This is a genomic window from Amycolatopsis sp. NPDC098790 (assembly GCF_044759945.1).
GTDB lineage: Bacteria > Actinomycetota > Actinomycetes > Mycobacteriales > Pseudonocardiaceae > Amycolatopsis.
The window spans coordinates 802,582-827,487 of sequence record NZ_JBIWAI010000001.1; the positions used below are offsets into that span (position 1 = coordinate 802,582).

General features: G+C 69.5%; 23 protein-coding genes and 2 tRNA genes. 9 read left to right on the forward strand and 16 right to left on the reverse strand.

Translation table 11 applies throughout. The features are described 5' to 3' along the window. Positions 1-266: 266 nt before the first annotated feature. Complete coding sequence (locus tag ACIQWX_RS04110; RefSeq protein ID WP_400865276.1) at positions 267-569, reverse strand: Tn7 transposase TnsA N-terminal domain-containing protein; 303 nt, start codon at positions 567-569, stop codon at positions 267-269. Further along, complete coding sequence (locus ACIQWX_RS04115) at positions 570-1,499, reverse strand: sigma factor-like helix-turn-helix DNA-binding protein (RefSeq protein ID WP_400865278.1); 930 nt, start codon at positions 1,497-1,499, stop codon at positions 570-572. A gap of 517 nt (positions 1,500-2,016) precedes the next feature. Here ACIQWX_RS04115 and ACIQWX_RS04120 point away from each other — a divergent pair. The 3 genes from ACIQWX_RS04120 to ACIQWX_RS04130 are packed head-to-tail and all read left to right on the forward strand — an operon-like array spanning position 2,017 to position 7,522. Next, the gene (locus tag ACIQWX_RS04120; protein WP_400865281.1) at positions 2,017-2,643 is read left to right on the forward strand and encodes a hypothetical protein; all 627 of its coding nucleotides are present in this window, start codon (positions 2,017-2,019) and stop codon (positions 2,641-2,643) included. Positions 2,644-2,649: 6 nt separating this feature from the next. Next, entirely contained in the window at positions 2,650-5,790 is a 3,141-nt protein-coding gene (locus tag ACIQWX_RS04125) for a helicase HerA domain-containing protein (RefSeq protein WP_400865282.1), read from the forward strand. Between the two features lie 16 nt (positions 5,791-5,806). Beyond that, positions 5,807-7,522, forward strand: a complete 1,716-nt coding sequence (locus ACIQWX_RS04130; RefSeq protein ID WP_400869382.1) for an AIPR family protein — start codon at positions 5,807-5,809, stop codon at positions 7,520-7,522. A 1-nt stretch (position 7,523) separates the two neighbouring features. Here the strand turns inward: ACIQWX_RS04130 and ACIQWX_RS04135 are convergent, their stop codons facing one another. The 6 genes from ACIQWX_RS04135 to ACIQWX_RS04160 all read right to left on the reverse strand — a co-directional run bounded on the left by ACIQWX_RS04135 (position 7,524) and on the right by ACIQWX_RS04160 (position 12,861). Then, a complete protein-coding gene (locus ACIQWX_RS04135) occupies positions 7,524-7,991 on the reverse strand; it encodes a hypothetical protein (protein WP_400865285.1) in 468 nt (155 codons plus the stop codon). Between the two features lie 118 nt (positions 7,992-8,109). After that, positions 8,110-8,183 (reverse strand) — tRNA-Arg (locus ACIQWX_RS04140). Between the two features lie 41 nt (positions 8,184-8,224). Beyond that, a tRNA-Ser gene (locus tag ACIQWX_RS04145) sits at positions 8,225-8,314 on the reverse strand. A 65-nt stretch (positions 8,315-8,379) separates the two neighbouring features. Continuing rightward, on the reverse strand, positions 8,380-10,095 hold the full coding sequence (locus ACIQWX_RS04150) for a phosphatidylglycerol lysyltransferase domain-containing protein (protein WP_400865287.1): 1,716 nt from the start codon (positions 10,093-10,095) through the stop codon (positions 8,380-8,382). Positions 10,096-10,132: 37 nt separating this feature from the next. Continuing rightward, on the reverse strand, positions 10,133-12,112 hold the full coding sequence (locus ACIQWX_RS04155; RefSeq protein WP_400865290.1) for an acetoacetate--CoA ligase: 1,980 nt from the start codon (positions 12,110-12,112) through the stop codon (positions 10,133-10,135). Between the two features lie 119 nt (positions 12,113-12,231). Beyond that, the gene (locus ACIQWX_RS04160; RefSeq protein WP_400865293.1) at positions 12,232-12,861 is read right to left on the reverse strand and encodes a dienelactone hydrolase family protein; all 630 of its coding nucleotides are present in this window, start codon (positions 12,859-12,861) and stop codon (positions 12,232-12,234) included. 146 nt (positions 12,862-13,007) lie between these two features. On the opposite strand from ACIQWX_RS04160, the gene hisC reads away from it, so the two are divergent. Next, positions 13,008-14,063 (forward strand): histidinol-phosphate transaminase, encoded by a 1,056-nt coding sequence (gene hisC, locus ACIQWX_RS04165; protein ID WP_400865295.1) that lies wholly within the window; start codon positions 13,008-13,010, stop codon positions 14,061-14,063. Here the strand turns inward: hisC and ACIQWX_RS04170 are convergent. The 3 genes from ACIQWX_RS04170 to ACIQWX_RS04180 form a co-directional block, all read right to left on the reverse strand. Next, positions 14,053-14,829, reverse strand: a complete 777-nt coding sequence (locus ACIQWX_RS04170) for a sulfite exporter TauE/SafE family protein (RefSeq protein WP_400865297.1) — start codon at positions 14,827-14,829, stop codon at positions 14,053-14,055. The genes hisC and ACIQWX_RS04170 overlap by 11 nt on opposite strands. Before the next feature lie 79 nt (positions 14,830-14,908). Then, a complete protein-coding gene (locus ACIQWX_RS04175; protein WP_400865299.1) occupies positions 14,909-15,262 on the reverse strand; it encodes a VOC family protein in 354 nt (117 codons plus the stop codon). Further along, complete coding sequence (locus tag ACIQWX_RS04180; protein WP_400865301.1) at positions 15,259-15,807, reverse strand: GNAT family N-acetyltransferase; 549 nt, start codon at positions 15,805-15,807, stop codon at positions 15,259-15,261. Before ACIQWX_RS04180 ends, ACIQWX_RS04175 begins: the two co-directional genes overlap by 4 nt. 115 nt (positions 15,808-15,922) lie before the next feature. Here ACIQWX_RS04180 and ACIQWX_RS04185 point away from each other — a divergent pair, with 115 nt between their 5' ends. Beyond that, positions 15,923-16,606, forward strand: coding sequence for a FadR/GntR family transcriptional regulator (locus ACIQWX_RS04185; protein WP_400865304.1), 684 nt, complete (start codon positions 15,923-15,925; stop codon positions 16,604-16,606). Next, positions 16,606-17,418, forward strand: a complete 813-nt coding sequence (locus ACIQWX_RS04190; protein ID WP_400865307.1) for a class I SAM-dependent methyltransferase — start codon at positions 16,606-16,608, stop codon at positions 17,416-17,418. Before ACIQWX_RS04185 ends, ACIQWX_RS04190 begins: the two co-directional genes overlap by 1 nt. Here the strand turns inward: ACIQWX_RS04190 and ACIQWX_RS04195 are convergent. Then, entirely contained in the window at positions 17,415-17,912 is a 498-nt protein-coding gene (locus tag ACIQWX_RS04195) for an FBP domain-containing protein (RefSeq protein WP_400865309.1), read from the reverse strand. The two genes, ACIQWX_RS04190 and ACIQWX_RS04195, sit on opposite strands and share 4 nt — an antisense overlap. Positions 17,913-17,976: 64 nt before the next feature. On the opposite strand from ACIQWX_RS04195, the gene ACIQWX_RS04200 reads away from it, so the two are divergent. Beyond that, a complete protein-coding gene (locus ACIQWX_RS04200) occupies positions 17,977-19,476 on the forward strand; it encodes an adenylate/guanylate cyclase domain-containing protein (RefSeq protein ID WP_400865311.1) in 1,500 nt (499 codons plus the stop codon). Here ACIQWX_RS04200 and ACIQWX_RS04205 read toward each other — a convergent pair. Then, entirely contained in the window at positions 19,464-20,453 is a 990-nt protein-coding gene (locus tag ACIQWX_RS04205; protein ID WP_400865313.1) for a beta-ketoacyl-ACP synthase III, read from the reverse strand. The genes ACIQWX_RS04200 and ACIQWX_RS04205 overlap by 13 nt on opposite strands. Positions 20,454-20,666: 213 nt before the next feature. On the opposite strand from ACIQWX_RS04205, the gene ACIQWX_RS04210 reads away from it, so the two are divergent. Next, positions 20,667-21,140: an Lrp/AsnC family transcriptional regulator gene (locus ACIQWX_RS04210; protein ID WP_364463295.1), complete on the forward strand. Its 474-nt coding sequence runs from the start codon at positions 20,667-20,669 to the stop codon at positions 21,138-21,140. On the opposite strand, the gene ACIQWX_RS04215 is transcribed toward ACIQWX_RS04210, so the two are convergent. Further along, on the reverse strand, positions 21,118-22,197 hold the full coding sequence (locus ACIQWX_RS04215; protein ID WP_400865315.1) for an FAD-dependent monooxygenase: 1,080 nt from the start codon (positions 22,195-22,197) through the stop codon (positions 21,118-21,120). The genes ACIQWX_RS04210 and ACIQWX_RS04215 overlap by 23 nt on opposite strands. After that, on the reverse strand, positions 22,194-22,622 hold the full coding sequence (locus tag ACIQWX_RS04220) for a GbsR/MarR family transcriptional regulator (protein ID WP_400865317.1): 429 nt from the start codon (positions 22,620-22,622) through the stop codon (positions 22,194-22,196). Before ACIQWX_RS04220 ends, ACIQWX_RS04215 begins: the two co-directional genes overlap by 4 nt. A gap of 305 nt (positions 22,623-22,927) precedes the next feature. On the opposite strand from ACIQWX_RS04220, the gene ACIQWX_RS04225 reads away from it, so the two are divergent. Then, positions 22,928-23,332 carry an SsgA family sporulation/cell division regulator gene (locus tag ACIQWX_RS04225; RefSeq protein ID WP_400865319.1) on the forward strand — a complete coding sequence of 135 codons (405 nt, stop codon included), beginning with the start codon at positions 22,928-22,930 and terminating at the stop codon, positions 23,330-23,332. Positions 23,333-23,427: 95 nt separating this feature from the next. Here the strand turns inward: ACIQWX_RS04225 and ACIQWX_RS04230 are convergent, their stop codons facing one another. Further along, the gene (locus ACIQWX_RS04230; protein WP_400865321.1) at positions 23,428-24,531 is read right to left on the reverse strand and encodes a S1 family peptidase; all 1,104 of its coding nucleotides are present in this window, start codon (positions 24,529-24,531) and stop codon (positions 23,428-23,430) included. Positions 24,532-24,906 lie beyond the last annotated feature (375 nt).

Here is a 24,906-nt window from a genome sequence, read left to right on the forward strand (position 1 = left end):
CGGCGTTTTCGCACCGTTTGCGAAGACGTTACGTGGTCCAGACCAATTAGGGAAGCGTCACCACGGAGCGTGGTTGACGGTCAAGACCACGGCAGGAAGAGGGCCGCCAAGTGGTCCAGTCCAGTGACACTGTGCAGTCGAGCGACGTCATCGGCGATGTCACCCGGCGAATAGCCCAGCCGACAGGCGGAACGGCGAGTGCTGCCAGAACCACCCGTTCCGCAGAACGAGGGCGGCGAGATCGGTGCGGTGGAGGCCATAGTGGTTCAGCAACGGTTCCACTCGCGTCCGATTGGTCGGCCCCTCTGCAAGGTGGTCTCGTAGTGCCTGTTTGGCAGGGAATCGACCTCTCGCCGCACCAGGTCCGCCGGGCTGGTGAGGCGATCGGGGATCGCCACGAAGCCCCATCCCAGCTCCTGGCAGTAGTCGCGAGCCGCGGCGAACTTGGCCACGTTCTCGGCCAGGGCAAAGTCGTCGATCCCGGCTTTGACCTCGACCAGCAGGCGCCGACCGTCACGGAGGTCAACGAGGAGGTCGGGATAGTAGTCCTGGCGCACCCCGGACAACACCTACGACAGTCTGGTGGGCTGCTCACAGCAAGTCAGAACGAGGTCGTCGGCCGCGTCGAGCAGCTGGACGATGTCCAGCTCCGCCTTCGATTCGCAGCTGACCTCGCGTCTGAGTCGCGGCGACCACCACCGACACGGATTGCTCCGGCGCGGCAGCTGCCCCGGCGAGCGGACCGGCGTGGGCGCACCTCCCGCCGGCGTTCCGGTAGCCGGCGGCCATTCGGCTTCGCCGATCAGCCGGAGGACCTTGGCGGTCCGCCGGGTACGTCGCTCGCTCGCTCTGATCCGCTGTCTTTCTTCTTCCGCCGCCAGCCGGTTGCGCTGCTCTCGCTCGTGATGACACCTCTCGACAGCGGCCACCAGTCCACGGCAGCTCGGCGCCTTACCGCCGCACAGCCGGCCCACCACCGTCACCGCCACCTCACGCGGCGCGTGCGGCATCACGAACTCGACGAAAATCAGCACCAGATCGGGATCGCAAGCACGCTGCCCGTCCGGGACCAACGCTCGGCGCAATCGATCGCCGGCCTCGTGCCAACCTCGCTGCACCCCGTCTCCCGCCGTGACCAGGGCACGATCGAGTTCTCGGCTCTGGACCTGGCGGATCCGCTCCCGACTCAACCCGAACTGCTGCGCGATCTCGGCCATGGTCGTCGCCCCGGTCGTCAGGCCGAGCCTCATGAGCAGGATCTCGCGGTTGCGTTGCCACAGCCGCGCCAGCCCGGCGCGTACCGGCTGCTCTCCGGCTGCCTTCCCCTGTTCGCCAGCCGTCCTGAGCTGATCGGCTGTGAGCCGGATGTCCGCGATGCCGGGGGAATCGCATTCGAGCACCCAGTCCGCGAGATCGAGCGCACCTTGCCGCTTCACAACCGCGCGACCGGCCTGCTCCAGCCGGCCGTCGTCGAAGCCCGCGAACAAGTTCCAGTTCATCGGTGGCCGCCGCCCATCCCGTCTCCGCCGTCAGGGCGGTCCGGACGTCGAGTACAGCTTGTCGACGCGCAGGACCGGCTCTCGGCACCCGCGACGGTCGTTCGACATCCACCGTCGCCAGCGCCGGAGGATCGCTCACCGGACGCACGAACTGCGGTGAACGCACCACCGACCTCGCCCAGTCGATCAGCGCAGCATCGCTGTCGAACATGCGATCCGGCACGAGCAGGTGCTCGATCCGGGCGCAGATAGCCCCAGTCGACCGCTGGTGCCGCGGCGACGTCTTCCAGCCGATCTTCCCCTCGGAGTTCCTCCAGAAGCTGGTCCTCTTCCGCCCGTAGCCACTTCTTCCCCTGCCGCGCCGGCCGCCCTCTGCACTGCCCTCCCCGAGCCATCGAGCACCAGGATAAGTGCTCTTCCGGCTCGCTGATCAACCACCGGGAATTGGCGGCTGCATCGCTGCTCCGGTCGAGCGAAAGGCGTGGTGCCTGCAGGCCGCGTCACTAAGGTGAATCGCATGGAACCGCTCAGCCTTCCCGCGCGATCTGCTCTGCTGGTCCTGATGACACTCGGCGATGCCGTTCCAAACTCGCGGATTCGCAAAGAATTCGGCCTTGAGATCAAGAAATCGGCTCGGGAAGAGCTGGTTGACTGCGGATACATCAAGGTCACGTCAGGCCCTCGACAGAGCAACCTGCACGAGCTGACCGAGGATGGCTGGAAGGCGTGCCGTGCGGAGCTGCGTGCTGACGCCCCTGCGAAAGCGCCACCTGCCTACCGTTTGCTTTACCCGGTCCTCAACCTGTTCGAGCGGCACCTCACGACGATCAAAGCCACGTTGGCCGACGTGGTCTTGGCAGCCGGCGACACAGACGCAGCAGTATCCGATGCCGACGCCGCGGTCCGATCGGCTTACTGGACTCTGACGAAAGAACCAGACGCCTTGGTGTCGCTGGTCCACTTGCGCGACAAGCTCGAGCTACCCCGCAAAATCGTCGATGAGGCACTTAAGCGGCTCGACTTGCTCCCGGGAGTCCGGTTGATCGCGGAGGTCAATCAGAAGAGCCTGTCCGAAGAGAAAAGAAAGGCTGCGATTCGCATCGGCAATCAGGACAAACACCTGCTCGCCATCAAATCGAGCTGAGGCGGCATGGACGAAGGTGTCCGCCGCGCTCTGCAGCACCTGCGTTTCGGCTGGGCAGCGAGCATGGAAGATGTCTGGCAGCCGTCCAGCACGCACGTACCGGAGCTCAACGAACACGCACTGCAAGCCATCATGGCCGCCTTCGCCGACGCTGACGCGAGTTCGGGCAGTAGCCCGCTGAGCGTCGCCGTGGTCGGTGAGCACGGCTCCGGGAAGACACACGTGCTCGGTGCCGCTCACCAGCAAGTCAGCCATCGTGGCTACTTCTTCCCCGTCAGCCTGCACATCAGCGACTTCTGGACCGGTATCGCAAAGTCCTACCTCGAAGGCCTCCGCCAGCCGGGCCCCGACGGACGCAGCCAGCAGGCCAGGTGGCTGGATCTGCTGGCCAACCGGCTGAAGCTCTCGCTGGAGCACGAGGCACGGCTTGCGAGCCGTGCCTCGATGACCAAGCCGTTCCTCGACGAAATCATCGACCGGCTGGAACGCCTCTCGCCACGATGGGGCCGGGAAAGCAGGCACGTCGCACGAGCTCTCGTCTTGCTGGAGGTTGGTGACACCACGGCTCGCGACGTCGCCGAGAGCTACCTGACCGGTGATGAGGAATCCGTCGCCGGCGAACGCATCCGGTGGGACATCCTACCGACCGCCAGGCCTGCACGGGAGCGGGTCCGGGCCATCTCCCGGCTTCTCGCCTTGACCGGGCCCACGCTGCTCACCATCGATCAGATCGACGAGCTGACTGGCCGCTCGACCCGAGGTTCGGAGCAAGTCGAGCCGAAGACGCTCGACGTGCTCGACCGATTCATGGTCGGCCTGATGGATCTCCGGGACACGACCGCACGGACGGCGACGGTGGTGGCCTGCCAGCCGCACTCGTGGGAGCGGATCCGCCGCTTCGCCATCGGCTCGGCACTCGATCGTTTCGAGCAACCGGAGATCCAGCTGGGCCGGATTCCTTCATCGGAGGTCGGGCGTGCTCTCATCGCCGCCTGGTTCGCCCCTCGCTACAAGAAGGCGGGCTTCCAGGCGCCCTATCCGACCTGGCCGGTGCGTCCGCAAGCTTTCGACGAGGTCGTGCGCTTCAATGCCCGGCAGCTGCTCCAAGCGGTCCGCCGGCACGTCCAGGACTGCCTGGACACCGGGGAACTGCGCGAGATGACCACCCTGCAGGAAGAGCCCCAGCACGTCCGCGTCGTGGCCGCACCGACGGCGCTGTCGGTGCTGGACGGGAAGTTCGCCACCCTCGTCAGCACGGTCGACATCCGTGACGCACTGCAGCCGGAGACCGAAAACAGCCGGATGAGCGAAATCCTCGAAGGAGCGCTCAACTGTTACGCGATCGAGCGAGCCGGTCCGTTCGAGGTCGCGCCCCGGCCAGGTGGAAACCCGTGGTTCCACGCTCAGCTGCGGCAGCCTGCCGAAGATGCCGACGCCGACCGGAGCTGGAGCTTCCGGGCGATCGCGACGACCAGTGCCTTGTCGTCACAACGAGTGCTGAAACGGGTTCAGGACAGCGCCGGCTTGGACCCGGCCTTTCCGCACCGCCGGGCCTATGTCTTGCGAACCGGTAACTGGCCGACCGGCACCCTGAAGGCGGGCAAGCGGCTCACCGACTTCCGCCAGGCCGGTGGCGTGCTGATCGATGGCGTGTTGCACGACGACCTCAAGGTGTTCGCGGCGTTGACGCAGTTGCGCAACGCCATGGACCCGGAGTTCGACACGTGGCTGCGCGCGCGGACCCCGGCGAGCAGAACCACGCTGTTCCGGACCGTCTTCGGGGATCCGGGTCCGTCGGGCAACGGAGCCGCTCCGGCGCCCGAACCACCCCACGATCCGGTCGAACCCCTTTTCACCTGGCCGCCCACTGACCAGGATTCGGATCCGGCTCTGCTCGCCGGCCCCGAATCGGACGGTGTCCCGGCAGTCCCGCTCGGCACGACGGAGGACGGCACCGATGTGCGCGGTTCTCTGCTCTCCCTACGCAAGCACACCGCGGTGTTCGCTGGGTCCGGCTCCGGCAAGACCGTTCTTCTGCGCAGGTTGATCGAGGAGTGCGCGTTGCAAGGAGTGTCGTCGATCGTGCTGGATCCGAACAACGACCTGGCCCGGCTGGGTGACCGCTGGCCGGCGCCGCCACCCGGCTGGCGGCCGGGCGACGCAGCCCGGTCGGAGCGGTACCTTCGCGAAACCGAGGTGGTTGTGTGGACACCGAGGGTCGAAGGTGGTCGCCCGCTGAGTTTCCAGCCGCTGCCGGACCTCGCCGCGCTGGCGGATGACCCCGACGAATTCGGGCAGGCCCTCGAAACCGCGGTCGCTGCCCTGGCCCCACGCGCCCGGGTATCCGCCGCCACCGCGAAGGCCGACCGCGCGCAAGCTCTCCTGCGCGAAGTGCTCACCGAGTTCGCCAACCGCGGAGGGGGCGACCTCGAGGCGTTCCTGGACCTCCTGGCCGACTTGCCCGAAGGCGTCACGTCGTTCGCGCGGGCTGGCGCGGTGGCCACGGAACTGGCCGAGACGCTTCGCGCCGCGGTGATCAACGACCCGCTCTTCGGCGGCCGCGGCACCGCCTTCGACCCGGCCACGCTGCTCACCCCGACGTCCGGCAAGCGAGCCCGGATTTCCGTCATCAGCCTGGTGGGGTTGCCTGCTGAGCAGCAGCGACAGGGGTTCGTCAACCAGCTTCAGATGGCGTTGTTCGCCTGGATCAAGAACCACCCCGCCGGTGACCGCCCGCTCCGCGGCCTGCTCGTCATGGACGAAGCGCAGACGCTCGCACCGTCGGGAGCGATGACAGCCTGCACAGCCAGCACCCTGGCGCTGGTTTCGCAAGCGCGCAAGTACGGGCTGGGCTTGGTCTTCGCGACCCAAGCGCCCAAAGGCATTCACAACCGCATCGTGGGCAACACCGCAACCCAGTACTTCGGGTTCATCAACAGCCCCGTCCAAGTTGCCGCGGCGAAGGAGATGGCCGCCCAGCGTGGCAGCTCGGTAGTGGACATTTCCCGGCTCGGCGCCGGCGAGTTTTACCTGGTGACCGAAGGCGAGCCGTTCCGGCGAATCAGCTCCCCGATGTGCCTGAGCCACCACCCGCCCAGCGCGCTGACCCCCGAGGAAGTCGTCACGCGAGCTCGGATCGGCCGGTGAAGGAGAACCCGTGGACATGGTGATCGGCGGGCTCACCCGCGAATTCCAGAAAACGCACGACCTGACCTCGCTGCCGGAGAGCGAAGCGTTCGAGGCATTCGCCGCCTACTGCGTCCTTAGCTCGTTCTACGAGAGCGAATTCGCCCCGGACACCTTCCGCACCGGTGGCGGCAACGATCTCGGCATCGACGCCTTCGCGGTGCTGGTCGACGGGGAGCTGCTGCACGAAGCCGACGACGTGGCACGGGTGATGGACAGCCGGATCCGGCCAGTCGTGGACATCGTCTTCCTCCAGGCCAAGACGAGCAGCAAGTTCGAAAGCCGGGTGATCTCGGACCTCGCCGACAACCTCCTGCACCTCCTCGACCAGGCCGAACTCCCCTATCCGGCGTCGGACGACATCCGGAACATCCGCCGGTGCCTCCACGATGCGGTCTACGGCAACGTCGGCAAACTCGCCGGCCGGCTGCCCCGGCTCCACGTGTTCTACGTGACCACCGGGAGCGAAGTCGCCGCCATGATCAGGCAGAAGGCCACCAGCGCGGAACGCAAGCTGAGCGCGACCGGGCTGTTCGACGAAGTTTCCTTCGACTGCACGACCCGGCAGCACATGCGCGAGCTCTACCGGCGAGCGACCAGCTCGGTGACCGCGGAGTTCCCAATGCCCCGACGGATCGTCGTGCCCAGTACTGCTGCGGTCGAGCAAGCCGTCACGGGCTTGATCGCGGCCACCGACCTGGTCGAATGCGTCCTTTCCGACGACGCGGGCAGGCTGCGCCGCACGCTCTTCCACGAGAACTTCCGTGACTTCCAGGGCTACAACGAGGTGAACTCCAAGATCCGGGACACCTTGTGCGACCCCGGCGAACGCGACTTGTTTTCGTTGTACAACCTGGGCATCACCATCGTGACCCGTGGCCTGAAGCCGATCGGCGACCGCGTGATCCTGACGGACTTCCAGATCGTGAACGGCTGCCAAACCTGTCATGTTCTCTTCGACCAGCGCCACCAGCTGACTCCCGGTGTGCACGTGAAACTCATGGTCGTGCACACGCAGGACGAGGACGTCGTCAGCGGGATCGCCGCCGCGACCAATCGGCAGACGATGATCAGCGAGGAGGACCTCAGCGTCCGTGACGAGTTCCACCGCTTGCTGGAGGAGTACTTCGAGCACGGCCGGGACAGGCAACAGCGGCTCTACTACGAGCGGCGATCAAAGCAGTACAGCGAACGGAAGGACATCGAGAAAGTCAGGGTGATCGGCCGAGCGCAGCTGACGCGTGCATACCTCGCGATGTTCCTCGACGAGCCGGCCGGGGTCGGCCACTTCAAGTCACTCATCCAGGAGCGTGGCCGGGAGCTCTTCCAGCCAGACCAGCAACCGGTCTACTATTACCTGGCCGCTGCCACATGGTACCGAGTCGAATGGTTGTTGCGGAACAAGCGCATCGACAAGAAGTACGCGCCCGCGCGCTACCACCTGCTGGCCGCGGTGAGATGGCAGTCGATGGGCACCAAGGCACCGGATCACCGGCCGCGCGTAGCCGAAGAGAAGTGCACGCAACTGCTCCGTGATATCTGGGACCCGAACGCTTCGGAACGGCTCTTCACCCGGTTGCTGCGCCCGCTCCAGCGAGCAATGGACGCCGAACCACCGTCGGTTCCGGTGGGGGAAATGGTCCGCACGCAGCGCTTCGCCGATCGGTTCCGGCAGGAGCTGCTACGACGCTGACTTACTCGCGCGGCCGCAGGGCGTTCTGGTTCCTGACCACGGTCAGTTCCTGTCCCTCTCGCCGGTACCGCACTTTGGCCCACCAGAGACCGTCCTCCCGCGGAGCCGCCTCCCAGGAGAGCTGGCCCTGGTACCACTCGTCACCGTCCCGGACGAGGCACGGCTTGGGCACCGATACGGGCGCCACCGCCGGTGTACGGCGAGCCAGCCATTCTGGTGTGCAGCAGTACTCGCACGGCTCCAGCGAGCCCGGGCGTACGTCCGCCCAAACGACCTGCACCGCCGGGTGCGTCTCCTGCGCGCGGGCCGCGGCATGGCGCTGGCCGCGCAAGAGCCAGTCGCAGGCGGGATCGTTGTGGTAGGCCGAACCACCGTCCGTGCGGTAGCCGTGCGGCCGAACACCCGGCGGCGGGGGTTTGCACGCCGCGCATTGGCCCGGCAGAAGGTCGTGTTTGCAGCGGCCGTCCACGCCAATCACGGTAGAACAAGCCGTGAGTTCGTGACACAGGTCACGACGACCGAGTCGGAGACTGACAAGAAAGAAGCCCCCTCTTGCGAGGGGGCTTCTTTGCTGTCTCAACCAGACGTGCGCCCGAAGGGATTCGAACCCCTGACCTTCTGATCCGTAGTCAGATGCTCTATCCAGCTGAGCTACGGGCGCGTGTTCAGTTGTAACCTAGCACCCGGCGAACCGGGCACCAGCGGAGGCTCCGGGATTTGAACCCGGGAGGGGGGGTTACCCCCAACCGCATTAGCAGTGCGGCGCCATAGACCAGACTAGGCGAAGCCTCCTGGGCCCAACGACCACTGCTCAGATAGGTTACACACCCCCGGATCACCCCTGAACACGACCCCCCTCACGCGCGTTGCAGCAGCCTGAGCAGGCGCGGGGACCGGCCGCCGAGCCCCTCGGCTTCGAACGTCGCGATGCCCACCCGGGGTAGCTCGCGGACGCCCGGGTAAACCAGGTACCTCGGCACCCAGCGGGGCTGGAACTTCGCGTTGAACTTGTACAGCGTCTCGATCTGGATCCAGCGCGAAAAGAAGTGCAGGACCTTCGCCGACATGCGCGCGACCGGGCCGGCGCCGATGCGCTGGCCCTGTTCCATCAACGCGCGGAACGCCGCGAAGTTGAGCGACACCTGCGAAATCCCGTGCCGGCCTGCCGCCAGCAGGAGCTCCGAGATCATCAGCTCGTTGACGCCGTTGTCGGCCGACCGGTCGCGGCGCATCACGTCCAGGGACAGGCCCGTCGAACCCCACGGGACGAACTGGAGCACGCCCCGCACGCGGCCGCCCTGCTCAGCCGTCACCAGGACCGAGCCCGGGTCGCCCATGCGGCCGAGTGCCATCGAGAAACCGCGCTCGGTGTCCGTGCCGCGCCAGTTGGCCGCCAGGACCTCCAGCTCTTCCAGCTCGCCCGGACGCAGGTCCTCCGTGCGCCGCACCAGCACCTTGTAGCCCGCGCGCTTCGTGCGGGCCGCGGCTTGGCGGACGCCGCGCATGATGCGTCCGTCCAACGTGAACCCCTCGGCGTCGACGACCGCCTCGTCGCCGATCTCCAGCACCTCCAGGCCGAAGCGGGCCCAGACCGTCGCGCCCAGCTCCGAGACGCCCATCGCCGCCGGGACCCAGCCGTTGCGGCGGCACACCTCCAGGTACTCCTCGATCGCGCCCGGCCACGCCTCGTGGTCGCCGAGCGGGTCGGCCGAGCACAACGCCACCCCGGCGATCACGCGGTAGGTGACCGCGGCCTTACCCGTCTTCGAGAACACCGCGAACTTGTCCCGCCGCAACGCGAAATAGCCGAGGGAGTCACGCTCGCCGTGCTCGTCGAGCAGCTTGCGCAGGCGGGCGACCTCGTCGTCGGTCAGCCGCGGCGCCGGCTCCGCCGAGCGCAGCAGGAAGTACGCCGACACCAAGACGGCGGCGAGGCCGAACAGCAGCCCGACGGCCGCCGTCAGGTCCTCCAGCCACATCTGGTGGAACACCGCGGGCCCGCTGGCTCCCACGAGCGCGAGCGCGGACTCCGCCAGGCGGTCCGGGAAGCTCATCGGCGCCAGCACCGCGCGCGAGGCCACCGACAGCAGGATGACGTTGATCACGAACCCGGCCAGCACCAGCTGCAGGAACACGCGCACCGCGCGCCAGCGCCCGACCACCGGGTCCGCCTTCGCGATGAAGTAACGCCGGTTCGCGATCAGGCCGACAAGCAGCACCACGGACACCAGCCCGGCGCCGAAGACGTGCCGCAGCCCGATGTGCGACACCGTGAGCAGCACCGTCGCGCCGACGGCCAGCTGCCACGCCCGGCGCTTGCGGCGTCGCAGACCCGCGGCCAGCAGCACCAGCAGCACGCCGGTGACCAGCGCGACGGTCGCCGCCGCGACCGTCGCCTCCTGCGGCAGCTCCAGCCATTCCGACAGGTGCCCGCGCAGGCTGCGGCGCCCGGCGGGCACCAGGACCGACACGAGCGTCATCAGTCCGGCCAGCCGGGTCACCCAGGTGATCACCCCCACGGTGGTGGCTCCCGCCACCCGCCAGGTGGTCTGCGCGCGGGTTCCCGTCACCACCTGTACAACCCGTTGCGGACGATCATGCTTCCCCCATTCACCCCCCGGCGAGCTCCACGAACGGCGTCAAGGCCGCCGGGTTGGCCAGCGCGTCTCGGCTGACGGCCCGGTCGGGAGCCACACCGGCGAGAATCTTCTTCACCGGTACCTCACACTTCTTACCGTTCAAAGTCCGGGGAATCTCCGAAACCACGACGAACCGATCGGGTACATGCCGCGGTGACAGCGCGCTGCGGAGCTCCTTCTTCAGCCGGGGCTCGACGTCTTCGAGCGAAGCGCCGCCGGCGAGCACCACGAAGCAGATCAGCTGCCCGTCCTCGTTGCCGGCCGCCGAGGTGTCCACGACCAGGGAGTCCGCGATTTCGTCGTAGCCCTCGACGACCCGGTAGAACTCCGCCGTGCCCATCCGGACGCCGCCGCGGTTGAGCGTCGAGTCGCTGCGGCCGTAGATCACCGCCGACCCGCGGTTGGTGACGCGGATCCAGTCGCCGTGGCGCCAGAGCCCCGGGTACATCTCGAAGTAGGCCTCACGCAGGCGCGAGCCGTCCGGGTCGTTCCAGAAGAACACCGGCATCGACGGCATCGGCTTCGTGATCACCAGCTCGCCGACCTCCTCGACGACGGCGTTGCCCGCCTCGTCGAACGCGTTCACGGCGGCCCCCAGCGCCGGGCAGGACAGCTCCCCCAGCCACACCGGGACGTCGGGCGCCGACGCGACGAACGCCGCGCACAGGTCGGTGCCGCCGGAGACCGAGCAGATCTGGACGCCCTTCCCCACCTCGTTCACGATCCACCGGAACCCCTCGACGCTCAAAGGAGCCCCCGTGGAACCGAGCGCGCGCAACGCCGTGAGGTCGTAGCGCTCGGCGGGCTTGATGCCGGCCTTCAGGCAGCTCTGGATGAACGGCGCCGACGTCCCGAAGTACGTGACGCGGTGCTGCTCGGCCAGGTGCCAGAGCGCGTTGAGGTCCGGGTGGCCGGGACTGCCGTCGTAGAGCACGATCGTCGTGCCGACGAGCAGGCCGGAGATGAGGAAGTTCCACATCATCCAGCCGGTGGTGCTGAACCAGAAGAACCGGTCGCCCGGCCCGAGGTCCGTCTGCAGCGCGAGGGCTTTGAGGTGTTCGAGGGTGATGCCGCCGTGGCCGTGCACGATGCCCTTCGGCAGGCCGGTGGTCCCCGACGAGTAGAGCACCCACAGCGGGTGCGCGAACTCGACCGGCTCGAACAGCAGCGTCGCGCCTTGGTGCTTCGCGAGCAGCTCGGCCCAGTCGAGTGCACCGTCCAGCCGGCCTTCGCCGACGTACTGCACGAGCACCGTCGCGGCCAGCGACGGCAGCTTCGCCTGCAGGTCGGTGACCGTGCCCCGGATGTCGAACTGGCGGCCGTTGTACGCGTAGGCGTTGACGGCGAAGAGCACCTTCGGCTCGATCTGGACGAACCGGTCCGCGATGGCGCGGACGCCGAAGTCCGGCGAGCACGACGACCAGATCGCCCCGACGCTCGCCGTGGCGAGGAACGCGACCAGCGTCTGCGGGCAGTTCGGGGCCAGCGCGACGACGCGGTCGCCCTTGCCGACGCCCAGTTCGAGCAACGCGGCCCGCGCGGCGGCGACCTGTGCGCGAAGCTCGCCGTACGTGAGGTGGTCCGCGAAGCCGTCTTCGCGGTGGAAGATCACCGCGAGCTCGTCGTCGCCCTTCAAGGCGCCCGCGACGCCGGGGGTGAGCGCGTGCTCGGCGTAGTTCAGCGTGGCGCCGTCGAACCAGACGGCGTCCGGCATCTCACCGGAGAGCACCTCGCCGGGTTGGTCGTGCCAGCGGACGCCGAGGAAGTCCGCGACCGCCGTCCAGAAGTCCGGGCCGCGCTCGACGGAGAACTCCCAGAGCGAGTGGTAGTCGTCCACCTCGACGCCGCGTTCGGCACGCAGCCACTGGCGGAAGGCTTCGATCTTGGTGTCGGCAACGTGGCTCGGCTCAGGGCGCCAGAGCACTTCGGGGGCGTCGGCGGTGTGCGTCACGTCACGACTGTACTGCGCCAAATATCACCAATCCGGCGACAGCCACGGCCGATGGCTTTCGTAGCGACGGTTGCGCGCGCTCGGGGGCGGCCTGCTTTTCGCCGGATTGGTGATCGCGCTCAGCGCAGGTGGGCGTCGAACCAATTCAGGGTCCGCTGCCACGCTTCTGCGGCCGCGCCGGGGTCGGCGTCGAAGCGGTGGTTCGCGCCCGGGTAGTGGACGACGTTGGTGGCGACCTTCGCCGACGCCGCCGCGTCACGCAGCCGCTCGACCTCGGCGCCGCCCGCCTCGTCGCCGGCGTCGCCGTACATGCCGAGCCACGGGCTGGTGAGCTTGCCGGCGATCTCGACCAGCGCGGGCAGTTCGGCAGTCTGCTGCCCGCCGACACTGACCGCGGCACCCAGCCGGCGATGCGAGGCGACGACGAGCGCCGCGGTGCCGCCCAGGTCGAAGCCCATCACGCCGAGCAGGTCGGCCTGGACGCCGCGGTCGACGAGCCAGGCGAGTGTGATGTCCGTCGCGTCGAGCAGGTCCTGCTGCGTCAGCTCCGCGTTTTCGAGGTGCGGGGTGACGGTCAGCCAGCCCTCGATGGCGAGGCTGGCGAGCAGCAGCTTCACGCCGTCGGTGACGCCGTCCGCCTCGTGCAGGACCACCAAACCGCCGCGTAGCGACCCTTCCGGTTCCGAGAAGGTCAGCGTCAGGGCCCGGCCGTCGGTGCGCTGGTAGTCCACGGTGCTGGTCGACGTCATTGCGTCACTCAATCACTTCGAGGTGAACGGGAGGAACCCAGTTAAGCAGCTCCCCTCGTCACATACCGCCTGAAGGGAGTCGCGGGGCGGCGGGCGGAAAAGATACGGTGACGGGGTTGTCCCGTTCAATCGGAGGAGCGCCGAAGATGTCGTCCGTGTCCCCCCGTGCCGACCTCGAATCGTTGCCGAAGTACATCCCCGGCCGGACGATCGAAGGCGCGATCAAGCTGGCGAGCAACGAGGTGCCCGGCGGCGCGCTGCCGAGCGTCGCGCAGGCGATCGCCGAGGCCGCGGCCGGCATCAACCGCTACCCCGACACGGGCTCGCAGGCCCTGCGCGAGCGGCTGGCGCGCGAGCTGGACGTGCCGGTGGAGCGCGTCGCGATCGGCTGCGGCTCGGTGTCGCTGTGCCAGCAGACGATCCAGGCCGCCTGCGCCCCCGGCGACGAGGTGCTCTTCGGCTGGCGGTCGTTCGAGGCCTACCCGATCGTGACGCAGGTGGCGCACGCGAAGCCGGTGCTGGTCCCGATCACCGAGGGCCAGGAGCTCGACCTCGACGCGATGCTCGCGGCGATCACCGACCGCACGCGCGTGGTCTTCGTCTGCAACCCCAACAACCCGACCGGCACGGCGATCCGGCGTGCCGAGCTCGAGCGGTTCATCGACGCGGTCCCGCAGCGCGTGCTGGTGGTGCTGGACGAGGCGTACAAGGAGTTCGTCACCGATCCGGAGGTCCCCGACGGCGTCGAGTACACGCGGACGCGCTCGAACGTCATGGTGCTGCGCACGTTCTCGAAGGCGTACGGCCTCGCGGGCCTGCGCGTCGGTTACGCCGTCGCGCCGGAGCCGATCGCGGACGCGCTTCGCCAGGTGTACGTGGCTTTCTCGGTGAACATGCTGGCCCAGGTGGCCGCGCTGGCGTCGCTCGACGCGGCCGACGAGCTGCTCGCGCGCTGCCAGGAGATCGTGGCCGAACGCGGCCGGGTGCGCGACGAACTGATCGCGGCCGGCTACCGGGTGCCCGAAACGCAGGCGAACTTCGTCTGGCTGCCGCTGGGTGAGCAGGCCGTGCCGTTCGCCGAGCACGCGCTGGACCGCAAGCTGGTGGTGCGCCCGTTCGCCGGCGACGGCGTGCGCGTGACGATCGGGACCCGCGAGGAGAACGACCTGTTCCTGGCCGCGGCGCGCGACTTCAGTCGCTGAACTGCTTGACGACCAGCTGGACGACGGCGGCGAGACCGATCACGACGATCACGCCGCGCAGCACCGCCGGCGGCAGCTTCCGGCCGATCTTCGCGCCGAGGAAGCCGCCGGCGGTCGACCCGACGGCCAGCCACAGCACCACGGGCCAGCTGATCGGCGCGACGAACGCGTAGATCACGCCCGCGACGACGTTGACCACGGCGGCGAGGACGTTCTTGACGCCGTTGAGCTTCTGCAGTGGTTCGGACAGCAGCATGCCCATGACGGCCATCAGCATCACGCCCTGCGCGGCGGTGAAGTACCCGCCGTAGACGCCGATGAGGAAGATGAAGAACATCAGCAGCGGGCCGGCTTTGTGCTCGGTCTCGCCGTTTTCTTCGCGGCGCTTCGCGACCCACTTCGAGACGCGCGGCTGCACGATCACCAGGATCACGGCGAGGCCGACGAGCACGGGGACGACGGCTTCGAAGGCGTCCTTCGGCAGCGACAGCAGCAGGATGGTGCCGCCGATAGCACCGAGGAACGACGCGACGGCGAACTTCGCGACCTGCCGCCAGTAGCCGGTGAGCTCGTGCCGGTAACCCCAGGCGCCGCTGAGGGTGCCGGGCGCGAGGCCGATGGCGTTGGACGTCGTCGCCGTCAGCGGCGAGTAGCCCAGCGCGACGAGGACGGGGAACGTCACGAGGGTCCCCGACCCGACGACGGCGTTGATGGTGCCCGCCCAGATCCCGGCGACCACGACGATCACCGCGTGCCACCACGTCATTTAGCACTCACGTGCGGAGCCTAAGCACCTCGGCGCGGGCCCGCGAAGCGGATGGGCCCAGATGTGGCAGGCGAGACAGTCACTTCGGGGTGAACACGCAGAATTCGTTCCCTTCCGGGTCGGCCAGCACGTCCCATTCGATCTCGTCGTCGCGTTCTCGGACCAGGGTCGCGCCCAGTTCCAGCAGTTCGGCTTTGTCGCCGAAGACGTCCAGGTGCATGCGGTTCTTGCCCGCCTTCGGCTCCGGGACCGGGTTGAGCCAGATCAGCGGGCCTTTCTCCGCCGGGTCGACGATCGGGACCGGCCAGTCGTCCGGGCGTTCGTCGCCGGTCAGCGAGTCACGGCGGACGTACCCCAGCGCCCGGCACCACCAGTCGGCCAGGGCCTGGTGGTCGGCCGCGTCGAGGGCGAGGTCCTTGAACCGCGCGGTCATCGCGCTCCTTCCGGTACGTGGGCGGGCACCACTTCGGAAGCCACCCGCCAGCCGAGGGCGCCGTAAAGACCGCGCCCGGCTTCCGATGCCAGCAACACACTCGACCGTGCCTGTGCCGCGACGCCCAGGCGGTGCACGACCACCCGGCCGAGGCCGCGCCGCCGGTGGGCGGGCTCGGTGACGATCCGGTCGAACACCGCCACGCCGCCGGCCACCGCGACCCAGCCGCGGGCCGCCGGCTCGCCCGCGGACGTCACCGACACCGACCACACCGGCCCGTTGCCGCTCACCGCCACCTCGTACGGCGCCGGCACCTCGGCGGCCGGGAGGTCGCCCTCGAACGTCATCAAGTACTCCGTCTTCCCCGCCTCCCACTCCGGTGTCAGGCCCGCGAGCACCGCTTCCCGCGCGCCGCACGTCTTCAGCCACGTGGCCGGCTCGGCCACCGTCCGCGCCCGCGTGGCCACCGTCGACGGTGACCGCAGCAGGTAGCGAACCCGGTGCGCCGGCGCGCCGACGTCGACGCGGAAGCCGTCCGGCTCCACGACCGGCTCCGGCACCGCGCGCGAGACCGCCCCGCACCCACGCCCCCAGGATGTCCATGCCCGTGATCATGGCAGGCACCCCCGACAGTTTCCGCGAGCTGAGAGGATGGGCGGCGTGGACACCGAGCAGGTCTGGAGCGCGACCGTCGACCGGCTGCGGTCGCTGATCGACTCCGGGAAGCTGCCGCCGGGCTCCCGCCTGCCCGCCGAACGCGTCCTGTGCGACGACCTCGGCATCAGCCGCGGGTCGTTGCGGCAGGCCCTGCGCGTTCTCGACTCCATCGGGTACGTCCGGATCCGCGCCGGCTCCGGCACCTACGTGCGCGAGCAGCAGGAACAGCCGCTGCGGACGTGGTTCACCGAGCACGACCAGCTCGTCGAGAAGCTCTTCGACCTGCGCGCGACCGTCGAACCGACGCTCGCCGAACGGCTCGCCAGGCAGGCGACCGCGAAGACCGTGAGCCGCCTCGAGGACAACGTCGCCGAGATGGCCCAAGCGGCCGAGGACGGCGACATGCTGCACGTCATCGCCGCCGACGCCGAGTTCCACCGCGTCATCGCGCAGAACGCGGGCAACGACGACGTCGCCGGGCTGCTGCGGTCGGTCCTCGCCCTGGTCGGCGAGGAGCGCCGGGCGGCCCTGCGGCTGCCCGGCCAGATCCGCAAGGCGGTCGACGACCACCGCGCGATCCTCGACGCGATCCGCCGCTCCGACCCCGCCGCGGCCCGCGAGCTGACGCTGAAGCACCTGGTCGACGCCAAGACGTACGCGCACGACTTCGCCGCGGAGGAACGCTGATGGAGAAGGTGCACTTCACCGGGGAAAAGGCCACCATGCTGGCCACCCTCTACGGCCGCGCGCTCGACAGCCGCGAGGCCGACCCGATCCTCGGCGACCACGCGGCCGACGAGGCCGTCCGCCGGATCGACTACGACTTCACCAAGCTCGGCATCAGCCGCGATTCGGCGGTGAGCGTGGTGCTGCGCGCCAAGCCGATCGACGAGTGGGCCGCGGAGTACCTGGCAGCGCACCCGGACGCGATCGTGCTGCACCTGGGCTGCGGCATGGACACGCGCTTCCAGCGCCTGGCGCCGCCGGCGTCGGTGCACTGGTACGACGTCGACTACCCCGAGGTGGTCGAGCTGCGCGAAAAGCTCTACGCGGCCGCGCCGAACCACACGAACATCGGCACGTCGGTGACCGACTTCGGGTGGCTGGACCAGGTGCCGTCGGACCGTCCGACGCTGATCGTCGCCGAGGGGTTGACGATGTACTTGACGCCCGCGGACGGCACCGAGCTGATCCGTCGGCTGGTCGCGAAGTTCCCTTCGGGTGAACTGATCTGCGACGTGTTCAGCAAGTTCGGCATCAAGGCGCAGAAGCTGAACGCCCCGGTCCGGCGCGCGAAAGCGACGTTGCACTGGGGCATCGACGACCCCCACGAGCTGGAGCGCCACGGCTTGACGCTGGTGTCCTCTTTGGACGCCGCGCACTGGTCGACGCCGGAGGTGCTGGCGCGGATGCGGCCGGTCACCCGGTTCCAGTTGCGGGTGTTGAAGTACTTCCCGCCGCTCGCGCGGATGGCGCACCTCGTCCGGTACCGCTTCTAGCGCGACTCGAGGACCCGCGCCACGAACTTGTGCAGCTTCTCCTCCAGCCGCGCCAGGCGTTCGTCGAGGGTGAGCGTCTCGTACGGCTGGGGCACGTCGGACTTCAGCTCGCCGCGGACGTACTGGCAGCAGCCGAGGTTCCCGCACGCGTAGGTGCCCAGCGTGTTGCCCTCGCGGCCGGCCTTCCCAGCACGCCGGCCGGAGAAGAGCGTGATGTCGGCGAGCCCGTGGGTCGTCGTGCAGAAGCCGCAGGTGTTGCTGCGCAACCGCGACTTCGGCGGCGCCGCCGCGCGCAGGGCGAGCCCGACCACCTCGCCGCCGTACGGCAGCACGAGGTAGGCGCGCGCCGGTGCCTTCGGGTCGCGCCAGCCGAGGAACTCCCGCTTCTCCCAGGGGATGTCCTCGGGCCGGGCGGGCAGCGTCACGCCCTTGGCTTCGCCGCGGGTGCAGTTGACGAACGAGGCCCGGATCTCGTCCTGGCCGAGTGGCTCCATGATCGGCACCGTAATCAGCGGGCACCGGCGGTGGCCACGCATTTTCGGCCGTACGATCAACGCCGTGCGCAAGATCGCCGTGAAGAACTTCCGGGTCGTGTTGCGCACCAGCCTGGGCTTCGCCGGGCTCGGCGTCGGGTCCAGCGTCGCCGGCTCCGGGGTCGTCGCCCTCCTTCTCCTCCTGCAAGGCCTGCCCGGGGACGTCGGGGACCGCGGGTGGGTGCTCGGCCTGACCGCCGCCGCCATCGTGGCCGGGTCGCTGCTCGCCGGGACGCTCTGGACCGCCTGGCTGCAGCGGCGCACCGCCATCTGGTTCGTGCTCGGGCGGCCGCCGTCGGAAAGCGAAGCGAAACGCGCCTTGCGGCTGCCCGTCGACATGGCCGTCGTCAGCGGCACGCTCTGGCTCATCGGGACCGTCGTCCTCAGCGTGCTGGCCGGCGTGCTCGGGTCCGGCGACGACGCCGTCGGCATGGCGACCGTCATCGGGCTCGGCGGCCTCACCACCGTCGGGCTCACCTACCTCGCCGCCGAATGGGTCGCGCGGCCCGTCATGACCATCGCGCTCGGCATCCTGCCGCCGCGCGGGTCGCTGCCCGTCACCGTGCTCACCCGGCTGGTCGTCACCTGGGCGCTGGCCAGCGGCGTCCCGTTCGTCGGCGTGTTGCTCGTCGCCACGCCGCCCGACCTCGGCTCCGGCGACCACACGGCGAGCCTGATCATGCTGTCGGTCATCGGCCTCGCGGTCGGCGCCATCGGGACCGCGCTGCTGGCCAGGGCCGTCGCCGCACCCCTGCACCGGCTGCGCGTGGCCCTCGACCGGATCGCGCGCGGCGACAACGAGGTCGCGGTCGACGTCGACGACTCCAGCGAGATCGGCCTGCTCCAGACGTCGGTCAACCAGCTCGCCGCCGGACTGCGTGAGCAGGCGCGGATGCGGGACCTCTTCGGCAGGCACGTCGGCGCCGAGGTCGCCCGGCACGCGCTGGAGTACGGCGCGTCCCTGTCCGGCGACGTCCGCGAGGTCACGGCGTTGTTCGTCGACGTCGTCGACTCGACCGCGCTCGCCTACCGCACCCCGCCGGAGGAACTGGTGCGGAAGCTGAACCGGCTGTTCGCCGCCGTCGTCTCCGCGGTGAACGCCCGCGGCGGGCTCGTCAACAAGTTCCAGGGCGACGCCGCGCTGTGCATCTTCGGCGCCCCGACGCGGCTCTCCGACGGCCCGACGGCCGCCCTCGCCGCGGCCCGCGCGATCCGGGACGAGGTCTGCGCGGACGGCGAGCTCGACCTCGGCATCGGCGTCTCCAGCGGCCCGGTCTTCGCCGGGCAGCTCGGCACCAGCAGCCGGCTCGAGTACACCGTGATCGGCGACGCCGTCAACGAGGCCGCGCGGCTGACCGAGCTGGCCAAGGCGGTGCCGTCACGGATCCTCGCGAGCGACGCCGTCGTCTCGGCCGCTTTGCCGAGCGAAGGCGCGTACTGGGTGAAGCACGGCGAGCTGGAACTGCGCGGCCGTCAAGAGGCGACGCCGACCTGGACGGCCGGCCCGGAACCTCAGGACAGCTGACCCAGATCCGGCCAGCGCAGCACGGTCGAACCCCAGGTCAGGCCCGCGCCGAACGCGCTGAGCAGCACGCGGTGCCCGGGCGCGAGGGTGCCGTCGGCGCGGGCGTCGGCCAGGGCGAGCGGGATCGACGCGGCGCTGGTGTTGCCGACGCGGTCGATGTTCGCGACGACGGCGTCGGCCGGCATGCCGAGCTGCTTCGCCGTCGCCTGCAGGATCCGGATGTTCGCCTGGTGCCCGACGAACCGGTCGACGTCGCCGACCATCCAGCCCGCGCGGTCCAGCACGGTCCGAGACGACTCGGCCATCCGCGCGCACGCGTGCCGGAACACCGCGGTGCCCTGCATCGCGAGGAAGCGGTCACTCGGCTGGTCGGACAGCCGCCGCCGCGCGCCGCCGGCCTCGACCCACAGCAGGTCGGCGTGCTCGCCCTCGCTGTGCAGGTCGAACGGGCCGAACGCGCCGGGCTCGTCCGGCTCGCCCGCCCGCAGCAGGACCGCGCCCGCGCCGTCGCCGAAGATCGGGACGGTCGTGCGGTCGTCCGGGTCGATGAGCGTGGTGAAGGTGTCGGCGCCGATGACCAGGACGCGCTCGGCGAGGCCGCCCGCGATGAAGCCGGCGGCGGTGGCCAGTGCGTAGACGAAGCCGCTGCAGACGGCGTTGACGTCGAAGGCCGCGGCGGTGCCTAGCCCGAGCCGGGCGGCGACCTGCGGCGCGCTGGCCGGGCAGGGCTGGTCGGGGGTCGACGTCGCGAGGACGACGATGTCGGCGGAGCCCCCGCCGAGTGCTTCGCGGCCCGCCCCGACCGCGAGGTCCACAGTGGACTCGTCCGGCCCGGCGACGCGGCGCTGCCGGATGCCGGTGCGGGTCCGGATCCACTCGTCCGTGGTGTCGAGCCGGGCGGCGATCTCGTGGTTGTCCAGGACTTTCGTCGGCAACCACGAGCCGAGGCCGGTCAGCACGGCGGCAGGTGCGGGCACGGGAGAGCCTCCCCACGCCGGCGGGTTGGCGGAGCGACCGGCTGGTCTTCCACTTCTATGGGCTACCCCCTGGTAGACCGGTGAGTTGTGTTCCAGGTCACGAAAAAAGTTGTTTCACTTTCGCCTCGGACGGAGTAGTGAGCGGCGTCACGGTGGAGTGAGCCGCCAGCGAACTCCCGGCAAATCGTCGGGGGTCCCGGTTAGCCTGCTGGAGTGCAGACACCCGACCTCGACCAGCTGGACATCGCCATCCTCGCCTGCCTCCAGGAGGACGCCCGCACGATCGCCGAGACGATCGGCGCGAAGGTCGGTCTCTCCGCCGCGGCGGTGCAACGGCGGATCAAGCGGCTGCGCGAGGCGGGCGTCATCGAGCGCGAGGTCGCGGTGCTGTCGCCGGAGGCGCTCGGGCTGAGCATGACGTTCGTGGTCATGGTCGAGCTGGAGCGGGAGAACCTCGCGGTGCTGGACGCGTTCCGCCGCCAGGTCCTGGCCGACGACTGCGTCCAGCAGTGCTACTACGTCACCGGCAACGCCGACTTCGTGCTGGTCGTGACGTGCCCGGACATGACGGGCTTCGAGGCGTTCACCCGGCGCATGTTCTTCGACAACCCGAACGTCCGGCACTTCACGACGAGCGTGGCGATGGACCGGGTGAAGGTCGGGCTCACGCTCCCGCTGGGGCCGTAGGCGGGGTCCAGGACCACAGCTTCTCCGTCTGCTTCCGGACCACGGACGCGGGCGCGCGCATGCCGAGCCGGTTCAGCGCGTATCCGAGCCTCGACGTCGTCAGCGCCATCGCGCCCTTCTGGCGGGCCATCCGGGCGATGCCGTGGGTGCGGGAGAGCCGGGCGCGGTCGTAGCCCGCGAGCCCGACGGCCGCGAGCGTCACCGCGTCCTCGATCGCCTGGCACGCGCCCTGGCCCATGTCGGGCGTCATCGCGTGGGCCGCGTCGCCGAGCAGCGCCACGCGGCCGCGGACGTACGACGGCAGCGGTGGCAGGTCCGTGACGTCGTTGTGCAGCACCTTCGGCGTCACGTCGAGGAGCGGCTCGACGTGCCAGCCGCGCACCCGGCGCCGGACTTCGGCCAGGTCGTCGTCGTACCGGATGCCCGGCCGCGGTTCGTGCACCGCGAGCGCCCAGTACAACCGCCCGCCGCCGATCGGGTGGACCAGGAAGTAGGCGCCGCGGCCGAAGGTGAACGTGCCGGCGCTCTCGACGCCGGGTTCGGTCACGCCCCGCCAGACCGTGTAGCGGAAGTGGGGTGCGATGCCGGGCCAGAGCGCCTCGCGGACCGCGCTGTGGATGCCGTCCGCGCCCACCACCAGGTCGGCCGTCACCCGTCCGGTGTCGTGGACGACTTCCCCGTCCGAGGTCACTTCGCGGACCGCACACCCGGTCCGGACGACGTCCCGCGGCAGCTCGGCGGCGAGCAGCCGGTGCAGGTCCGCGCGGTGGAAGCAGGACAACGGCGTGTCGTGCGCCGGGTCGAAACGCCTCAGGAACTCCCCCGACGGCAGGCACAGGTTGTACGCGGCTTGCGACGGCGTCGCGGCCGCGCGGACCTTCTCCCCGACGCCCACCGCGTCCAGCGCACGCAGGGCGTTCGGCGCGATCGAGAGCCCGGCGCCGACTTCGCCCAGCTCGGGGGCGCGTTCGAGCACCTCGACGTCCCAGCCGGCGTTGATGAGGGCGAGCGCCGCGGTGACGCCCCCGATGCCGGCTCCGGCCACCACTGCTTTCACTTCGGTCCCTCCAGAGCTTCGGCGAGCCAGGCGAAGGTGTCTCGCGCCGCGCGGACGCGGGCAGCACGCTCGTCGCCGGGTTCGAACAGCGCGAGACCGTCGTCGGCGATGGCGACGAACGACGCGAGCGTGGCGATGCGCTCGCGGACCACGCGCGGCCAGGCGTCGTCGTCGATGCGGAAGTAGGTCGTGCGGTCGCCGGGCACGCGCTGCTTGCGGACCAGCCGGGCCGCGGTCAGCAGGTTCATGTTCGAGGTGAGCGACGCCCGGCTGGCGCCGATGACCCCGGCGATCGCGGTCGCCGACTGCGCGGGCGGGTCGCACACCATCAGCCAGCCGAGGATGCGGCCGGCGATCGGCGGGATGCCGTATTGCTCGGCGAAGAAGGCCGCCGCACGCTCGGCCCAGGCTGTCGGCTCGTCCATGCTAGTAGACACTAGCATCTTCTGAACTCAAGGAGACCGGGCTCTCTGCTGCACGGTCCACAGTGGATTGCCGGCACCGCCATCACGCTCGGCGCTGCGGAAGAAGCTCCCCGAAGCCCTGCGCGAACCGTCACCGGCAGTCGCCGGGTGAACGCAAGGGGTATGTGCCGGACGTTACACCACAATGGACGGGTGCAACCGATCAAGTGAACGTGAGAGTTTCTTCGTCATGACCGTCTGCCCTGGTCATCTCCTCCTCGAACAGTTCGCGCCGCGCGAACCGCCACCGGACTCCAGGAGGGGCCATGCAGACCGACGCCGTTCACCAGAGCCAGTTCGTGGTGCTGAACGAAAGCACCACGCCCGTCCTGTCCCGCCTCTCCTACCACGCCGAAGAGCCGTTCGCGGTCACCGTGGCGTTCCGGACCGAGCGCGGCCGGTGGATCGAGTGGACCTTCGCGCGTGACCTCCTGGTGGACGGCCTCGACGAGCCGGCGGGCCTCGGGGACGTCCGGATCCGCCCGGACCTGTCCGAAGACGAAGACTTCCTGACCCTGGAAATCGAGTCACCGGACGGCTATGCGTCGTTCGAGCTCGAAGTCGAGGACGTCCGCAGCTTCCTCGACGCCTCCTACGAACTGGTGCCGCTCGGCGAAGAGAGCGCGCACTTCGACGTCGACGGGCTGATCGAGGAGATCAGCAACGTCTGACCCCGAACCTCCCAATCCCGCGGCGAGGACGAAGGGCGGGTTTCGAGTGCGCTGGAGGCACTCGAAACCCGCCCTTTCGCTGTCTCTGAACGGGATCAGCTGGTCTTGAGGGTGGTGCCGGTGCCCGAAAGCGCGCCGGCGATCGGGTAGAAGTACGTCGTCGCCGTGTTGCCGCCGGACAGGATGCCCTGCGCCGAGTTGCCGCTGATGAAGCCGCCGCCCGAGTCACCCGCGGCCGAGCGGACGTTGGTCGCGGTCATGCCGTTGACCGTGCCCTCGGAGTAGCGGACGCTCTGGTTCTTGGCGCCGATGGTGCCGCAGGTCCAGCCGGTGGTCGAGCCGGCCTTGCAGACCGACGTGCCGGTCGCCGCGTTCGACTGCCCGCGCACCGCGGTGCCGTTGTTCATCTGCGCGACGGGAGTCCAGTTGCTGTTGGTCCGGACCGCCGCGTAGTCGACACCCGGGAAGCGGTAGGTGATCCAGCTGCCGAGCGAGGCGCCGTTCGACCCGGTCAGCGAGCCGCCGCCGGTGAGCGCGCCGCAGTGGCCGGCGGTCACGAAACCGGTCGTGGTCGCGAAACCGACCGAGCAGCGCGACGAACCGCCGATGTAGTAGGCGTCCCCGCCCCGGATGTTGGCGTGCAGCGTGGGCTTCGAGGCCGCGTCGAGGATCGTGATCGACGACTTGTCCACACCGGACTGCGTGAGGAACGCGTCGGCCGCGGCGCGCTGGCCCTGCAGGACGGAAAGCGTGACGCGGTTGGTGACGGAGTCCACGCCCCAGCCGGTGATCGCGTACGGCGCCGAGGCGTCGAGGGCCTTGAACCTCTCCACAGTGGAGTCGAGCTGGCGGGCGCTGAACTTCACGACCTCCGCCTCGGCCCCGGAAGCCTGGATCTTCGCGACCGACGCGGCATCCGTCGTCTGGATGTGCGCCTTGCCCGTGGCGGCGTTGTAGGTCGCGCCGCCGAACGCGTCGCCGAGCGTCGCGCTGACGGCCTCGGTGACCTTGGTCGCGACGTCTTCGCTCTTCAGCCGCGTCAGCACCTGGTCGTGGGTCAGGCCCAGGTCGCGCTGCATGGCGGGCACGATGTCCGGGTTCAGCAGGTCCTGGCCCGACGCGGGGACGGCGACCGCGACGAGCGCGCCCGTCGTCATCACCGCGGCGGCAGCGGCACCGAAGAGTCTGGCGATCTTCATGCTTCTCCCTAGGTGGTTACGCGCGGCTCTGCACCGGCCACGCAGTGGTACTCCCCCGGGTGAGCGTCCCCGCAGTGGGCGTTACGGTGCAATCCGGGCGCCCGGCGAATGGGTATACGCATTCAGCCCGGACGAATCCCCTGCTCCAAGCGGTCCTGACCATGGTCTGTCACCCGGTCGGACAGGTCCTTAAGTAGGGTTTCCGTGAACTACTTTCCGTATCCGATCCGCGTCCCTGAACGTGTTAAGCACTGCCGGAACGGGCGATCCACCGACGTTTCGTAAGCGCAGTGACGCGGCAGCGGCGGATCCCGCGGCAAACCGGTGACAGCGGGTAGGCGGACGTGTGACGGTGGTACCGACCACCTATTCGGT

What these genes read in the sequence shown, in the direction of transcription:
- ACIQWX_RS04115 (WP_400865278.1), bottom strand. Translation starts at nt 1,499, where the DNA reads ATGAACTGGAACTTGTTCGCGGGCTTCGACGACGGCCGGCTGGAGCAG.
- ACIQWX_RS04120 (WP_400865281.1), top strand. Translation starts at nt 2,017, where the DNA reads ATGGAACCGCTCAGCCTTCCCGCGCGATCTGCTCTGCTGGTCCTGATG.
- ACIQWX_RS04125 (WP_400865282.1), top strand. Translation starts at nt 2,650, where the DNA reads ATGGACGAAGGTGTCCGCCGCGCTCTGCAGCACCTGCGTTTCGGCTGG.
- ACIQWX_RS04130 (WP_400869382.1), top strand. Translation starts at nt 5,807, where the DNA reads ATGGTGATCGGCGGGCTCACCCGCGAATTCCAGAAAACGCACGACCTG.
- ACIQWX_RS04160 (WP_400865293.1), bottom strand. Translation starts at nt 12,861, where the DNA reads ATGACGTCGACCAGCACCGTGGACTACCAGCGCACCGACGGCCGGGCC.
- hisC (WP_400865295.1), top strand. Translation starts at nt 13,008, where the DNA reads ATGTCGTCCGTGTCCCCCCGTGCCGACCTCGAATCGTTGCCGAAGTAC.
- ACIQWX_RS04170 (WP_400865297.1), bottom strand. Translation starts at nt 14,829, where the DNA reads ATGACGTGGTGGCACGCGGTGATCGTCGTGGTCGCCGGGATCTGGGCG.
- ACIQWX_RS04175 (WP_400865299.1), bottom strand. Translation starts at nt 15,262, where the DNA reads ATGACCGCGCGGTTCAAGGACCTCGCCCTCGACGCGGCCGACCACCAG.
- ACIQWX_RS04190 (WP_400865307.1), top strand. Translation starts at nt 16,606, where the DNA reads ATGGAGAAGGTGCACTTCACCGGGGAAAAGGCCACCATGCTGGCCACC.
- ACIQWX_RS04195 (WP_400865309.1), bottom strand. Translation starts at nt 17,912, where the DNA reads ATGGAGCCACTCGGCCAGGACGAGATCCGGGCCTCGTTCGTCAACTGC.
- ACIQWX_RS04220 (WP_400865317.1), bottom strand. Translation starts at nt 22,622, where the DNA reads ATGGACGAGCCGACAGCCTGGGCCGAGCGTGCGGCGGCCTTCTTCGCC.
- ACIQWX_RS04225 (WP_400865319.1), top strand. Translation starts at nt 22,928, where the DNA reads ATGCAGACCGACGCCGTTCACCAGAGCCAGTTCGTGGTGCTGAACGAA.
- ACIQWX_RS04230 (WP_400865321.1), bottom strand. Translation starts at nt 24,531, where the DNA reads ATGAAGATCGCCAGACTCTTCGGTGCCGCTGCCGCCGCGGTGATGACG.